Source organism: Pseudomonas sp. SK2 (assembly GCF_016772395.1).
Lineage (GTDB): Bacteria > Pseudomonadota > Gammaproteobacteria > Pseudomonadales > Pseudomonadaceae > Aquipseudomonas > Aquipseudomonas taiwanensis.
The window spans coordinates 3031195-3045344 of the sequence record NZ_CP061944.1 but is presented as its reverse complement, the minus strand read 5'-3'; the positions used below and the strand labels follow the sequence as shown (position 1 = coordinate 3045344).

The 14150-nt window shown below is 61.6% G+C and carries 14 protein-coding genes and 1 pseudogene; 11 read left to right on the top strand and 4 right to left on the bottom strand.

What is annotated here, in order from left to right; translation table 11 throughout:
- Positions 1–203: 203 nt before the first annotated feature.
- Entirely contained in the window at positions 204–530 is a 327-nt protein-coding gene (locus tag IF103_RS13540) for a nuclear transport factor 2 family protein (RefSeq protein WP_023380912.1), read from the top strand.
- Positions 527–1309, top strand: coding sequence for an SDR family oxidoreductase (locus tag IF103_RS13535; protein ID WP_023380911.1), 783 nt, complete (start codon positions 527–529; stop codon positions 1307–1309). Before IF103_RS13540 ends, IF103_RS13535 begins: the two co-directional genes overlap by 4 nt.
- A 160-nt stretch (positions 1310–1469) precedes the next feature.
- Here the strand turns inward: IF103_RS13535 and IF103_RS13530 are convergent, their stop codons facing one another.
- Positions 1470–2471, bottom strand: a complete 1002-nt coding sequence (locus tag IF103_RS13530) for a zinc-dependent alcohol dehydrogenase family protein (RefSeq protein WP_041925507.1) — start codon at positions 2469–2471, stop codon at positions 1470–1472.
- Between the two features lie 106 nt (positions 2472–2577).
- On the opposite strand from IF103_RS13530, the gene IF103_RS13525 reads away from it, so the two are divergent.
- Together IF103_RS13525 and xth are read left to right on the top strand one after the other, a co-directional pair.
- Positions 2578–3477, top strand: a complete 900-nt coding sequence (locus IF103_RS13525) for a LysR family transcriptional regulator (RefSeq protein ID WP_027906708.1) — start codon at positions 2578–2580, stop codon at positions 3475–3477.
- A gap of 245 nt (positions 3478–3722) precedes the next feature.
- Positions 3723–4511, top strand: a complete 789-nt coding sequence (xth, locus tag IF103_RS13520) for an exodeoxyribonuclease III (RefSeq protein WP_023380908.1) — start codon at positions 3723–3725, stop codon at positions 4509–4511.
- A gap of 4 nt (positions 4512–4515) precedes the next feature.
- Here xth and IF103_RS25425 read toward each other — a convergent pair.
- A pseudogene (locus tag IF103_RS25425) lies at positions 4516–4611 on the bottom strand (hypothetical protein); the annotation flags it as partial.
- A 77-nt stretch (positions 4612–4688) separates the two neighbouring features.
- On the opposite strand from IF103_RS25425, the gene IF103_RS13515 reads away from it, so the two are divergent.
- Together IF103_RS13515 and IF103_RS13510 are read left to right on the top strand one after the other, a co-directional pair.
- Positions 4689–4844, top strand: coding sequence for a hypothetical protein (locus tag IF103_RS13515; protein WP_177429940.1), 156 nt, complete (start codon positions 4689–4691; stop codon positions 4842–4844).
- Positions 4845–5140: 296 nt separating this feature from the next.
- Positions 5141–5656 (top strand): cupin domain-containing protein, encoded by a 516-nt coding sequence (locus tag IF103_RS13510; protein ID WP_186598210.1) that lies wholly within the window; start codon positions 5141–5143, stop codon positions 5654–5656.
- A 168-nt stretch (positions 5657–5824) separates the two neighbouring features.
- Here IF103_RS13510 and IF103_RS13505 read toward each other — a convergent pair whose 3' ends face one another.
- Positions 5825–6274, bottom strand: coding sequence for a carboxymuconolactone decarboxylase family protein (locus IF103_RS13505; RefSeq protein WP_023380906.1), 450 nt, complete (start codon positions 6272–6274; stop codon positions 5825–5827).
- Positions 6275–6457: 183 nt separating this feature from the next.
- Between IF103_RS13505 and pdxR the strand changes: the two genes are divergently transcribed.
- From pdxR to tcuB, 4 genes are all read left to right on the top strand, one after another.
- Positions 6458–7972: a MocR-like pyridoxine biosynthesis transcription factor PdxR gene (gene pdxR, locus IF103_RS13500; RefSeq protein ID WP_027906707.1), complete on the top strand. Its 1515-nt coding sequence runs from the start codon at positions 6458–6460 to the stop codon at positions 7970–7972.
- Between the two features lie 303 nt (positions 7973–8275).
- Positions 8276–9196, top strand: coding sequence for a LysR family transcriptional regulator (locus tag IF103_RS13495; protein ID WP_104881666.1), 921 nt, complete (start codon positions 8276–8278; stop codon positions 9194–9196).
- Positions 9197–9344: 148 nt separating this feature from the next.
- Complete coding sequence (tcuA, locus tag IF103_RS13490) at positions 9345–10799, top strand: FAD-dependent tricarballylate dehydrogenase TcuA (RefSeq protein WP_202675396.1); 1455 nt, start codon at positions 9345–9347, stop codon at positions 10797–10799.
- Entirely contained in the window at positions 10780–11961 is a 1182-nt protein-coding gene (tcuB, locus tag IF103_RS13485; RefSeq protein WP_023380902.1) for a tricarballylate utilization 4Fe-4S protein TcuB, read from the top strand. The genes tcuA and tcuB overlap by 20 nt, the downstream gene beginning before the upstream one ends.
- Before the next feature lie 60 nt (positions 11962–12021).
- Here tcuB and IF103_RS13480 read toward each other — a convergent pair whose 3' ends face one another.
- Positions 12022–12915 carry a LysR family transcriptional regulator gene (locus IF103_RS13480; RefSeq protein ID WP_023380901.1) on the bottom strand — a complete coding sequence of 298 codons (894 nt, stop codon included), beginning with the start codon at positions 12913–12915 and terminating at the stop codon, positions 12022–12024.
- Between the two features lie 147 nt (positions 12916–13062).
- On the opposite strand from IF103_RS13480, the gene IF103_RS13475 reads away from it, so the two are divergent.
- Entirely contained in the window at positions 13063–14142 is a 1080-nt protein-coding gene (locus IF103_RS13475) for a 4-oxalomesaconate tautomerase (protein WP_023380900.1), read from the top strand.
- Positions 14143–14150: the final 8 nt, after the last annotated feature.

Genomic DNA, 14150 nt, shown 5'->3' with positions numbered 1-14150 from the left:
TTCAATTAATGCTGTCCGGTACGCATCCTAGGGGCTGTACAAAAAGTATTGAGACGAAGGTCAGGCAAGGCGAAAACAGCCGAGGAAGCGGAGTTTACGGTTGTAAATGAGCATTCCGAGGCTGTTTTCAGCGCAGCATCACCGAGTTTCAAGGCTTTCCGTACAGAGCCTAAGGCTGTCACTGACCCCATGGAGCCAACAACATGCATACCTTGACCCTACCTGATCCGATTGCTGCGTACTTCGCTGCCGAACACGACCCTGAAGCTTTGGCACATTGCTTCGATACGCAAGCCGTCTTGAAGGACGACGGTCACACCTACACGGGTATCAACGCCATCCAGGCATTCATGGCCGAGGCCTCGGCCAAGTACAGCGCGACGAGCGTGCCCTTTGCCATTGAGCGCCAGGACGGACTCCAACTGGTGCGCGCCAACGTCACTGGCAAGTTCCCTGGCAGCCCGATCGTTCTGTCGTACCGCTTTCGTCTTGAACGCGGCCTGATCGCATCGCTGGAAATAACGGCATGAGCTTCGACCTTCAACTCAAGGGTTTGCGCACAGTCGTCACTGGCGGCACGATGGGCCTTGGCGCTGCAGTCGTGCAGACCCTCGTGGAGGCTGGTGCCAGAGTCGCAACGTCGGCGCGCGACGTGTCGGCACGACCGGTGGATGGCGTCACCTATATCGGTGCCGATCTGACGACGGCACAAGGCGTGGCTCACGTCGCGCAGACCGTGCTGCAGAGCTGGGGCGGGGTCGATATCGTGATTAACGTGGTTGGTGGTTCAAGCACTCCAGGTGGTGGCTTTGCCGCCATCAGTGACGAGCAGTGGCTAGCAGAGCTGAACCTCAATCTGATGCCTGCCGTACGCCTGGATCGCGCGCTATTGCCGTCCATGCTTGCCCAGGGCTCAGGCGTTATCATCCATGTGAGCTCGATTCAGCGCATGATGCCTGTGCCTGAATCCACCACCGCCTACGCCGCCGCCAAGGCAGCGCTCATCACCTACAGCAAATCCCTTGCAAGGGAAGTGACGCCAAAGGGGGTTCGTGTGCTGAGCGTCGCGCCTGGGTGGATTGAGACCGAGGCGTCCGTAAGGCTGGCAGAGCGGTTGGCTGCCCAGGCAGGAACGGCCTACGAAGGAGGCAAACGAATTGTCATGGAGTCGATTGGCGGAATCCCACTGGGCAGGCCGGCCGAACCTCAAGAGGTTGCCGATTTGATCGTCTTCCTCGCGTCCCCCCGTGCCGCCTCGATCTCAGGGTCCGAGCACCGTATCGACGGCGGTACCATCTCAACGCTGTAATCGACGGCTGCAATCAACGGGACGACGGCGAGCCCTCAAGGCTCGCCGCATCACCGAAATTGTTTACTGCTTGGGCCGTTAGCTGCCCTTGCCCACAGACTGCCTTCGGTCCCGCTCGGCAAATGCTGGTCGGGTACTTTGGCTTCCAATCGTCTCGGCTCTATTCGCTCGGCAACTGGATTATCGTCTTGCCCTTGGTTCGGCCTTCAGCAACCTGGCGGAAGGCGTCGTTGACCTCGTCCAGTGCGAACCGTTGCCGATCCACCCGGATCCTCAGTTGCCCGGCATCTGCCAGCTCAGCCGCCTCGTGCAGGATTGCTCCGTGGTGTTCGCGGCCCTTGCCCGTAAGCAACGGAGTCAGGGTGAACACGCCCGAATAGGTGGCGCTTCTGAACGATAGCGGCGCAAGACTGTGCTGGCCCCAACCGAGGCAGCTCAGCACGTGCCCGGTATAGGGCTTCACGGCCTCGAACGATGCATCCAGCGTGCTACCGCCCACGGTGTCATAGACGATGTCGAAACCTTCCCCGGCCGTATGTTGCGCCACATAGGACGCTACGTGCTGGGCCTGGTAGTCGATCGCCGTGGCTCCCAGGGCGCGTATGAAGTCGAGGCTGGCGGCCGATCCGGTGGCGTAGACTTTGGCCCCACGCGCCTTGGCCAGCTGGATGGCCATTTGGCCGACTCCACCGGCGCCGCCGTGAATCAGCACCTGCTGGCCTGCGCGGACATTGGCGCGATCCACCAAACCTTCCCAGGCGGTGATGAACACCAAAGGCAAGGCGGCCGCCTCGCACATGTCCAGAGCGTGCGGTTTGGGTGCGATCAGCCGGGCATCCACGGCGATGTATTCGGCCATGGTGCCCTGGGTCCCGCCGATCCCACCGGCCATGCCGAAGACCTCCTGGCCGAGCGTGAAGCCTTCTACCGCCTCGCCGAGCTCGACGACCGTGCCGGCCAAATCCAGGCCGAGCACCGCCGGCAGCGGCTGACGGGCGTGTGCCCCAGCACCGTTGGCGATCTTGGTATCGAGCGGGTTGACCCCGGCGGCGTGCACCTTGACGAGGATCTGCCCCTTACCGGGAACTGGACGAGCAATGCGCCGTACGACCAGTGGAGCGTGGGCGGACTCGGCGATAGCGGCAAGCATGGTCTGACTCATGACGGAAACCTCTGTTTGAGTGGATGCATACAAGTTGCTCCTTTCGAGCCATTCCGATAAGAAGCTAAATTTGCATATGACTCATTCCCAAGAGAGGGCTGGTGGCATGGACCTGTTCGACAGCATGCGCGTCTTCGTGAGGGTCGTGGAGCGTGGGTCTTTTTCGGCAGTGGCTCGGGAACTGAACATGGGCCAGCCCGCCGTCAGCAAGCAGATCCGCGCTCTGGAGCAGTACCTGGGCGGGCCAGTGTTCGCCCGCAGCACCCGACACCTCGCGCTAACCGACCAGGGGCAACGTTTCTACAGCCACTGCCAGGAAATTCTCGGGCAAGTCGAAAGCGCCACGCGCAGCTTTGCCAGTGGCCAGGAGCAGGTCGCAGGCCCCCTGCGCGTCGCCGCACCGGTCAGTTACGGGCGATTATGCATCGCGCCTCTGATCGGGACGTTTCTGCAGCGCTATCCCGATGTGCGAATTGACCTGCGGCTGAGCGATCACAACGAAGACCTGCTCATGGAAAACATAGACCTGGCGATCCGAATTGGAGTGGTGAAGACCGAGGGCCTGGTGGCGGTATCATTAGGCACAACCACGCGACGGGTATACGCCTCGCCTATTTATCTAGAACGCTGCGGTGTGCCCCTGGAGCCGAGTGAACTGGCAGGTCACAATTGCATCGGTTTCACCTTGCTGGAGCATTACGACCGCTGGCGCTTCACGCGCGGGGCGCACGAGTTCGAGATCGCCATCACCGGTAACGTCACCAGCAACAGCAGCGAGGCCATTCGTGAAATGGTCCTCTGCGGCTTGGGCATCTCCCTCTCTCCACAATGGCTTTTCGCTGCAGACGTTGAACGAGGCCGCGTGCAAAGTGTGCTCGACCGTTACAAGGCCACCGCGCTGCCAGTCAGTGCGGTGTTCAGTCGTGAGCGGCGTCATTCGGCGCGGGCGATGGCGTTCATCGATTTTCTGCGCGAGCACCTGCACGTTCTCCCAGGTAGGGCATAGACCCGCACCTGTCATGCGTGATGTACGCGGTCGGCGTGCGCCCACCTCACGGCAGATGAGCATCGACCAACCTGGCCATCCTGTCCTGGGGCAACTGGAGTCTATTCGGCGCCCCCTCGGCGGTGCGCTGTCCAGCAAAGCCTGCCATCATGTCGCTACAGACCTGGCGCTCAAGACGCGGGCCGTCCCGGCCCGTGTGCATGCGCTGGAAACTTCGTGCAGGCCCCAGGGAGCGCCCCTGACGCATGAAAACGCTGAAGATCGCAACCTTCAACATCAACGGCATTCGCAGCCGCCTGCCGGCCCTGCTGAACTGGCTGGAGCGCGAGCAGCCGGACATTGCCTGCCTGCAGGAGCTCAAGGCAACCGATCAGCAATTCCCGCGCCATGACCTGGAAATGGCAGGCTATGGCTGCCTCTATCAGGGGCAGCCGTCGTGGAATGGCGTAGCCATCCTGGCGCGTGACAGCGAGCCGCTGGAAGTGCGCCGGGGCTTGCCGGGTATGGAGGATGACCCGCAGAGCCGTTACCTCGAGGCAGCCGTTCACGGGGTGCTGGTCGCCTGCCTGTACCTGCCAAACGGCAACCCGCAGCCGGGGCCCAAGTTCGACTACAAGCTGCGCTGGTTCGAGTGCCTGATCGAGCACGCCAAGGGTCTGCACGGCAACGGCCATCCAACGGTGCTGGCGGGCGACTTCAACGTGGTGCCTACCGACCTGGACATCTACGACCCGCGCTCATGGCAGAAGGATGCACTGCTGCAGCCCGAGTCCCGCGCCTGCTATCAGCAGCTGCTGGAGGTGGGCTGGGTCGATGCCATTCGCCACCTGCATCCCGATGAACGCGTTTACACCTTCTGGGATTACTTTCGCAATCACTGGGCGCGCAATGCCGGGTTACGCCTCGACCATTTGTTGCTCAACCCCGAACTTGCACCTTACCTGAAACGGGCGGGGGTCGATGCCTGGGTACGCAACCAGGTCAAGGCCAGCGACCACGCGCCCGCCTGGATCGAACTGGGCGGGCGCAGGTAGTGGGTTACAGGAGTTTGTCGAGGGTGATCGGAAACTCCCTGACGCGTTTGCCAGTGGCGTGGTAGACCGCATTGGCCACCGCCACAGCAACGCCGACCAATGGCCACGCCCCACACCACGCCCCGAGGATCTGGCTGCGGGCGGTGCGTTTTCGCTCCCTTTAGGGAAATGGCACTCATGGCAGGTCCTCACGGTGGGGTATTTCTTGCCGGGCAGTACCGAGCTGAGTACCTGCTTGGCGGTCTGCACGATGACCCCAGCCTGGTTCGGGGCGCCCTTGAGCAGGGTGCTGGCGAACTGCTTCGCCTGTTCCAGCTTGATATGCGGCGGTAGCGGCGGCACGTTGGGGTCGGTCTTGAATTCGATCAGCACAGTGCGCCGAACATGCCATTGATGCCATCGCCGGGGTAGCCGAAGATGCGCCGTACCCCCCACTGATACAAGCGCTCCACCAGAAAGTGGCCTACCGTGCCGCTCATTGTCTTCTCCCGGTCTGTCCTCGATAGGGGTCTGGACTTGGCACGCGCCGGTAAAGTTTCAACGGCGTTCACGTCGGTCGGCTAACCGGAACCTCATCTCGGGCGAGGGGTTCCCAGGCACATCGACAACCTGATCGGGACGGGGCACAGATGAATGACATCGACACCAGCAGTGGCGCGCTGCAGACCCTGCACTTCGAAGACGACGGGGTAACGCCCAACAACCGTTTCCCCGTGTTGTGCTATCGCTTGCAGCTCGACCCTGATAATGACAATGCCAATGCGTTCGAGGCATTGTTCGCCGGCCATGGCTGGACGCCGCTCTGGCGCGCCGGGATATTCGACTATCACCACTTTCATCCCAATGCCCATGAGGTATTGGGCGTCGCCGCGGGCCGCGCCCAGGTGACCCTCGGTGGCGAAGCGGGTCAGACGCTGAGCGTGAGGGTTGGCGATGTGCTGGTGTTGCCGGCCGGGACGGGCCATCGCTGCGTCGAGTGCAGCGAAGACTTCCTGGTGGTCGGGGCCTATCCCCGCGGGCAGGAGGACTACGACATCCAGCGGCCTGATGCCCACACCTACGCTCAGGCAATTGCGCGCATCGCTGTCGTACCAGGCCCCGTGCAGGACCCCGTCACAGGCGCGCCGATGACCCATTGGCGCTGAGGCTGGCACGTGGCGGAGGTTGCCGTTCGTCGGTGTGATCCGTATCGCTGAAAAACCTTTGCCGGGGGCGCTCATCAGAACAGATGTAACGTTCGTTCGACGTTCCCAATCAGGTCTTCGGCCCGTTCTAGCGCGGGCCTTTTTTTGCCTTCTTCATGAACCTCGGGATCAAGCCTCGGCAGCAGGCCGTAACCGGAAGCTGACTCCCATACGGTTGAAAGCATTCATGGCGGCAATGGCCGCCGTCAGGTCAACGAGGTCCTTCTCTGCAAACATCGCCGAGGCCGCTGCGTATGCTTCGTCCGACACATGGGTCTCGCTAACCCGTGTGACTTCCTCTGCCCAGGCCAGAGCCGAGCGTTCCAGATCCGTGAACAAGTCCTGCGCTTCATGCCATACCGGTACTAACACCAGCTTGTCCACCGACATACCTTCTTTGATCAGATCCCGTGAATGCAGATCAATGCAGTGGGCGCATCCATTGATCTGGGACACTCTGAGAAACACCAGATGGATGAGGGGGGCCGGCAGATTCGTAGCCGTGGTCACGAAATGATGCAGACCTCCAAGGGACTTGGCTGCGCCAGGCGAAGCTTGAAACCAATTGAGGCGACTCATGGGTTGTTTCCTTTCTTCGGGACGGTGGTGAGCGCGCGACATGCGGGGCGTCATTTGCGGGATTCCCTGGCCCGGTTCGCACACAGCGCGAGAAGCTTGGGTAGGGTTCAATTGTGGTCATGAAGCGGACTATAGTATTGATCCACTTGGACTCTAATTCACTGATCCACTTTTGAGGTGCCCATGCCATCCGATGCGACCCTGTTCGGTGCGATAGCGCTACCCTCGGGAAGGTCAACTGCGGGCGTCAATCTTCAGGAGTGGCTGTATCTGGAGTTGCGCGAGGCAATGCTTGCCGGGCGTCTGGCTGCAGGAAGCAAGCTCCCGGGAAGTCGGACGCTGGCTGCACGACTCGGCGTCGCACGCGGAACGGTACAGGCAGCGTATCAGCAGCTTTTGTCTGAGGGCTATGCGGTCAGCCGAACAGGCAGTGGCACCCGTGTGTGCTTGGAGCTGCCTGATGCCAAACAACGGGTGTTTCCCCGCCAGCGAGGCGGTGGAGCGCAAATCCCGGTGCGGCGGATTCCCCCAAGCACGGAATGGGTCGAGCGGCTGCAGACTGCCACGCCGGCATTCGCCAGGCGCAAGGTCGCGCCTGGACTTCGTCCTTTCTTCCCGATGCGTAGTGACGTTCGGTCATTCCCGATAGACCTTTGGCGCAAGCTGCATATCCAGCAGATGCGCAGTTCCAAACTGGAAGCGCTGCTCGATTATGATGCCGCCGGGTTGCCGAGTTTGCGTCACGCCATCGCCGACTATCTGGGCTGCGCTCGAGGCGTGCATATTTCGGCTGACCAGATCGTGGTGCTCAGTAGCGTGCAACAGGGGATCGATCTATGTTTGCGCTTATTGGTTCCGCCAGGGGAGAGCGTCTGGATGGAGGACCCGGGTTACCCGGGGGTACGTCAGCTTATGGCGGTGGCAGGTTGTGAGGTCGTGGGCGTCCCGGTGGATCAACAGGGTATGCGGGTCGAGGATGGTATTCAGGCCGCCCCTAAGGCTAAGCTCGCTTATGTGACGCCCTCGCGGCAAATGCCCACCGGCCATGAACTGTCTCCCGCCAGGAGGCTTGCATTGCTGCGTTGGGCGAGCGCTTCTGGGGCCTATATCATTGAAGATGACTACGACAGCGAGTATCGATTCATTGCCAAGCCCATTCCAGCCTTGCGCGCCATGGCGGGTGCCGATGAGTCGGTAATCCTCGCCGGCACATTCAGCAAACTGCTGTTCCCGTCCGCTCGCCTGGCGTATCTGGCGCTCCCTACACATCTGGTCGATGTCTTTACCCGCGCGGTAGCGTTGACCTCACGACACCCTAACAGCCTGAGTCAGGCGGTGCTGGCGGCATTTTTCGATCAAGGGCATTTCGAACGGCATGTCAGACGCATGCGCAAACGCTATTCGCTGCGTGCTGAGGCGCTCAACTGCGCAGCTCAAGCACACTGGCAGGGTTTGATCGAGGTGCCGGAGATTCGTGCTGGCCTGGACATCGCTTGCTCATTGCTGGTCGGTAGCGAGTCTGAAGCGGGTCGTCGAATCGAAGAAGCCAACGTTGATGTACTGCCACTTTCGCCATTTTTCCAAGCGCCGGTGTCTGCAGGTTTTTTGCTGGGATTCGCGCCTTATGAGGAACGGTCCCTGTTTGAAGCAGCGTTGGCGGTCAGGAAGGCACTGCAGAACCACAGGCTGTTGCTCTGATACGCCAGCGTGCGTCCAGGCCACTTTGGGAGCGGCTTTACCCGCGAAGCGGGCATGGTCGAACCGCATTTCGAGTCTGACGCACGGGTTCGGTTGCTGGCGTGCTGGTCGCTTGAGTCCAATCCGATCTCTATGGTCTATTCCCCCAATCGCCTTTTGAGCGCCCGGGTGCGGGTTTTCGTGCAGTGACGTGTGGAGTCGTTTGAGGCCACCGGGTTGCGCTGAGGCTTTCGCACCTTGGCCATTGCACTTTTGCCTTTACCATGGGGCCAGACCAGACCCATATCGCTGAAAGAGACCCACATGGAATTACGTCAACTTCGCTATTTCCTCAGTGTATTGGAGTGCGGCAGCCTTGGCCGTGCTGCGCTTGAGCTTGGGGTTGGCGCTTCTGCCTTGAGCCAGCAACTGTCGAAGCTGGAAAGCGAAGTGAGTACTCGGTTGTTGACGCGGTCTAGTACCGGTGTCTCGCCGACGGCAGCGGGCCTGGCCTTCGAATACCATGCACGGCTGGCGCTACGGCAGGCGGATCATGCTGTCCTAGCCGCGCAAAGCGGCCGTATGAGCGGTTATGCCAGTGTCGGATTGGCACCGACTACTGCATCCATTCTTGGTCTGGCGTTGATCGACAGGATGCGCGAACGCTATCCCGATATCCGTCTGCACCTGGTGGAGATGCTGTCGGGCTACCTGATGAACCAACTCAACGCCAGGCACCTTGACCTTGCTGTGCTGTTCCAGGCAGACGCGGGGCCTAGGCTGGAGGTCCGGCCGCTACTCAACGAGCGGTTGTTCGTCCTGGTTCCCGCCGCGCTGGTCGATGCCAACTGGGGCGAGGCCCTGACCCTGCAACAAATCGCCTCGCTGCCTCTGGTGATGCCCAGCACACAGCACGGCCTGCGCACCACGCTGCGCTCGATCTTCGAACGGGCCGGGCTGGAACCCTCGATCGTCATGGAAGTCGATGGCCTGTCGCTGTTGATGGATTGCGTCTGTGCAGGGCATGCCGCCACCATCCAGCCCGGCGCGACCGTCGCACGGGCGCATCACGCAGGCTTGCGGGTGTTCGCCATTGACGAAGCACAGGCGCAGCGCCGGAACCTGATCGTCAGCCTGACCGATGACGAGCTCTCGCCGGCCGCCTTGGCGACACGGATCGTGCTGCAGGAGGTTTCTCGGGAGTTGGTGGAGCAGGACCGATGGCCCGGAGCGCAGTTGCTTTGACTCAGTCTCCCGGCATTGCCATCCGTAGCCTTTAGAAAAACTGAATGCCTCCCCCCGCTAATCGCGTTTCGGACCCTCTGGGTACTCATTAGAGTCCCTGGTCACGAGGAGCAGCCGAACATTCGGCGCTTCGTGACTTGGAGGCGAAATGATCGATGTGCTAGTCATTGGAGGGGGCAATGCCGCCCTCTGTGCCGCGCTGATGGCGCGGGAAGCCGGAGCCAGCGTACTGCTGCTTGAGGCTGCCCCCCGCGCCTGGCGGGGTGGCAATTCCCAACACACGCGTAACTTGCGGTGCATGCATGATGCCCCGCAGGACGTACTGGTCGACGCGTATCCGGAAGAAGAGTTCTGGCAGGACCTGCTGAAGGTCACCGGTGGCCAGACCGACGAAAAGCTCGCGCGCCTGGTGATCCGTGCCTCCTCCAATTGCCGCGGGTGGATGCGCCGTCATGGCGTGCACTTTCAGCCCTCGTTATCTGGTGCGCTGCATACCGCACGAACCAACGCCTTTTTCATGGGCGGCGGCAAGGCGCTGATCAATGCCTACTATCGCAGCGCCGAGAACCTTGGGGTGCAGGTACGTTACGACACGCCTGTCGCCGACATTGAACTGCAAGAGGGATCCTTCGTTGCAGCCCATGTGCCGGCGCGTGAGGTCCAGGGCCGGCACCTTCCTGCCGAGCGCATCGAGGCGCGCACTTGTGTGCTTGCAGCCGGGGGGTTCGAGTCCAACCGTCAGTGGTTGCGCGAGGCCTGGGGGCAGAACCCGCGAGGGGAGTGGCCCTCGGACAATTTCCTGATTCGCGGCACGCGTTTCAACGACGGGGTTCTGTTACGCCGCCTGATCGAACAGGGCGCAGACAAGATTGGCGACCCGACGCAGGCACACATGGTAGCGATCGACGCCCGTGCGCCTCTCTACGACGGCGGGATCTGCACCCGCATCGATTGTGTGTCGCTGGGCGTGGTGGTCAACCGCGACGGGCAGCGCTTCTACGATGAAGGTGAGGATTTCTGGCCCAAGCGCTATGCCATCTGGGGGCGTCTGGTGGCCCATCAGCCTGGGCAGGTGGGTTTCTCGATCATCGACCAGAAAGCCCTGGGTCGATTCATGCCGCCGGTGTTTCCGGGCGCTACCGCCGACAGCCTTGAGGCGTTGGCGGGCCTGCTTGGCTTGCCTGTCCAAGCCTTCGTCGAAACCGTGCTCGCCTACAACCATGCCTGTCAGGTGGGTACCTTCGATCACACGCAGCTGGACGACTGTCACACCGTAGGCCTGGCGCCTGTGAAAAGCCACTGGGCGCGCCCGATCGATACACCTCCGTACTACGGTTACCCGCTGCGACCGGGTGTGACCTTCACCTACCTGGGGCTGCGCACCGATGAAACGGCCGCCGTCCATTTCGATGGGAATCCCAGCCCGAACCTGTTTGTTGCCGGCGAGATGATGGCGGGCAATGTGCTGGGCAAGGGCTACACCGCCGGTGTCGGCATGTCCATCGGTACCGCCTTCGGGCGCATCGCCGGGACCAGCGCCGCTGCTGCGGCAGGCTACGAACATCCAGAAAAAGAGAAACGCCATGACCGCGCAACTGCCTGAACCATTCCAGCCTGATACCGCCCAGCCCGCATTCGATTTGATCCCGGTGTTGAACGTCGAGGAGCAGGAAGTCGACCGGCAAATGCGCATTTGCAACGCCTGCCGTTACTGCGAGGGCTTCTGCGCGGTGTTCCCGGCCATGACCCGCAGGCTTGAGTTCGGCAAGGCAGATATCCACTACCTGGCCAACCTTTGCCACAACTGCGGCGCGTGCCTGCATGCTTGCCAGTACGCTCAACCCCACGAATTTGCCGTCAACGTGCCGCAGGCTATGGCGAAGGTGCGTGGGCAAACCTACGCCGAGTACGCCTGGCCGGCCCTGTTCGGACGCTTGTATCGACACAACGGCATCTTCGTCGCCAGTGCTTTGGCAGTGGCACTGTCGTTGTTCTTGCTGTTGACCTTGTGCGCCAACGGCACGCTGTTGCCCGGTCGGTTGGCGGGGAATTTCTATGCAGTTTTCCCGCATAACACCCTGGCGCTGATGTTCGGCGGTGTCTTCGCTGCGGCGAGTCTGGCGCTGGCGGTCGCGGTACGCCGTTTCTGGCGTTCGGTCTCGCCGGCCGAGGCGCAGGCGCAACCAGTCAAAGGGGCTGTGGTGGAGGCATCGAGTGCGGCATTGACCCTCAAGTATCTCGATGGAGGGCATGGCCAGGGCTGCAACAACGCCGACGATCGCTACACACTGTGGCGGCGACGTTTCCATCACTTCACCTTCTACGGCTTCATGCTGTGTTTCGCCGCCACAGTGGTTGCCACCGGGTATCACTACCTGTTGGGCTACCAGGCGCCATACCCCCTGTTGAGTGCACCGGTGTTGCTCGGCACGTTGGGCGGTCTTGGGTTGATCGTCGGGCCAGCCGGGCTGCTGGCGCTCAACCTTCGCAGGGCGCCGGAGCAGGGCGATGTCGCCCAGCGTCCCATGGACCGGGCGTTCATCTTGCTTCTGCTGCTGGTCAGCGCCACGGGCCTGGCGTTGTTGGGCCTGCGTGACACGGCTGCGATGGCGATCGTGCTGGCGATTCACCTGGGTACGGTCATGGCGCTGTTCATCACGTTGCCCTACGGCAAGTTCGCCCATGGCCTGTTCCGCAGCGCGGCATTGCTCAAGTTCGCGATCGAGAAACGCCGACCCAACACGCTGGGCCTGGGAGGGGAATGAGCCATGATCGCATCTGGCATTCGCCCTGCGTTGCGCCAAACCACAGGCAAGTCCTCTCGCTCAACGGTTAGGCCACTTGTCCAGCAGGATCGACACGAATTTCTCCGCTGCGGGCGACAGCGACGCCCCTCGGCGATAGACCAGGCCCAGGGTGCGGGTCACCTGGGGTTCGATCAGCGGCACGCTGACCAGCGTCGGGTGGTCGGCGCTGGGCATCGCCAGGCTGGGCATGGCCGACACCCCCAGCCCGGCCTCGACCATGCCCAGCGAGGTGGACAGGTGCTGGACCTCATAGAACCACTTGGGCCGCAGGTTGAGCCCGGAAAGCGCATGGTCCAGCAGCATCCGATTGCCGCTCAGGCGGCCTACGCCGATCAGGCGGTAGTCGGCAAGTTCCGTCCAGGTGACGGCGTCGCGGGTCGCCAGCTTATGGTCCCGGCGGCAGGCCAGGACGAAGTGTTCCTGCACCAGGGAGACGAATTCGATGTCCGGGTGCTGGCCACTCATCATGTTGATGCCGAAGTCAGCCTCACCCCGCAGCACGGCCTCGAGCCCATCGTTGGCGCTAAGGTCCAGCAAGCGAATGCGGATCTTCGGGTATTGCTCGTTGTAGTCGCGGATCACCGAAGGCAGGAAGTAAAACGCTGCGGTCGGAATGCAGGCGAGGGTGACCTGGCCGGTCTGTCGTTCGGCCAGTTCGCGAATGCTCAGGATCGAGTCCTCGAAGTCATCGAGCAAGCGTCTGGCCTTGGGCAGGAAGTCCCGCCCGACACTGGTGAGGCTGACGCGACGGGTGGTGCGTTCGAGCAGCGAGGTGCCCAAGCCTTCCTCGAGTTTCTTTATCCGCCGACTCAGGGCCGGCTGCGACAAATGCAGCGCTTCCGCAGCCTCATGGAAACTGCCAAGTTCGGCGATTTTCACGAACGATCGTATATCTTGCAGCTCATATTCCATCTGATTTCGCTCCCCGGCCTTAGCGGTGAATTAATCCACGTTTCGCAATAATGCCTACGATATTTGCATTGGATTGATTTATCCATCCCTGTCAATCTTGTGTCCACAACATCAATGATGTCCATTGATCAACAAGAGTGCGAAATCATGCAACGAATTCCTTGCGTACTCATGCGCGGTGGCACCTCCAAGGGGCCTTTTTTCCACGCATGGGATCTTCCTGCCAATGTGGTCGAACGCGACGAATTGCTGATCAACCTGATGGGTTCCGGGCACGAACTGGAAATCGACGGTATCGGTGGTGGTAGCCCGCAAACCAGCAAGGTGGCGATCATCAGCCCTTCGCTGCATGCCGACGCAGACGTCGACTACCTCTTCGTTCAGGTCATGGTTGCCCAGCGCCGGGTCGATACCGCGCCCAACTGCGGCAACATGCTCTGCGCCGTTGGCCCGTTCGCCATCGAGCAAGGCCTGGTCAAGCCTCAGGATGGCAAGACCTTGGTTCGCATCCGCAACCTCAACACCAACACCTTCGTCAACTCGCTGGTGGAAACACCAGGTGGCATCGTGCGATACGAAGGCCGCACGGCAATCGACGGCGTACCAGGGACTGCCGCCCCGGTGCACCTGACCTTCCTCGATGCGGTCGGTAGCAAGACAGGTAAACTGTTCCCCACTGGCCAGGCCCAGGATGTGATCGACGGTGTACCGGTCACCTGCATCGACATGGCCATGCCGATGATGATCGTCCATGCCAGCGAATTGGGCATGACCGGTTCAGAGACCCCGGCGCAGCTGGATGCCGATACCCGCCTGCTGCAACGGCTGGAGGCCCTGCGCCTGAAGGCCGGCAAGGCGATGGGGCTGGGCGATGTCAGCGGCATGGTGATCCCGAAGCCTGTCCTGGTTTCTCCGCCGCGTCATGACGGCACGCTCCAGGTGCGTTACTTCATGCCTCATAACTGCCACCGGGCCTTGGCCATCACCGGTGCTATTGGCTTGGCGACTGCCTGCGTCAGCCCTGGCACCGTGATCATGGACATGCTCGGCGAGCAAGCCCAGCACTTGGAAGAAGTCCGTCTGGAACATCCGAGCGGTGGCATCGACGTGGCGCTCTCGCGCAGCGGTGCCGACGGCAAGACGCTCCAGGCCTCTGTGGTACGAACCGCCCGCCGGCTGTTCTCAGGTTTCGTCTACGCCCCAACCTTGCGCAGGCTGGCAGGGTAGGCAACAGG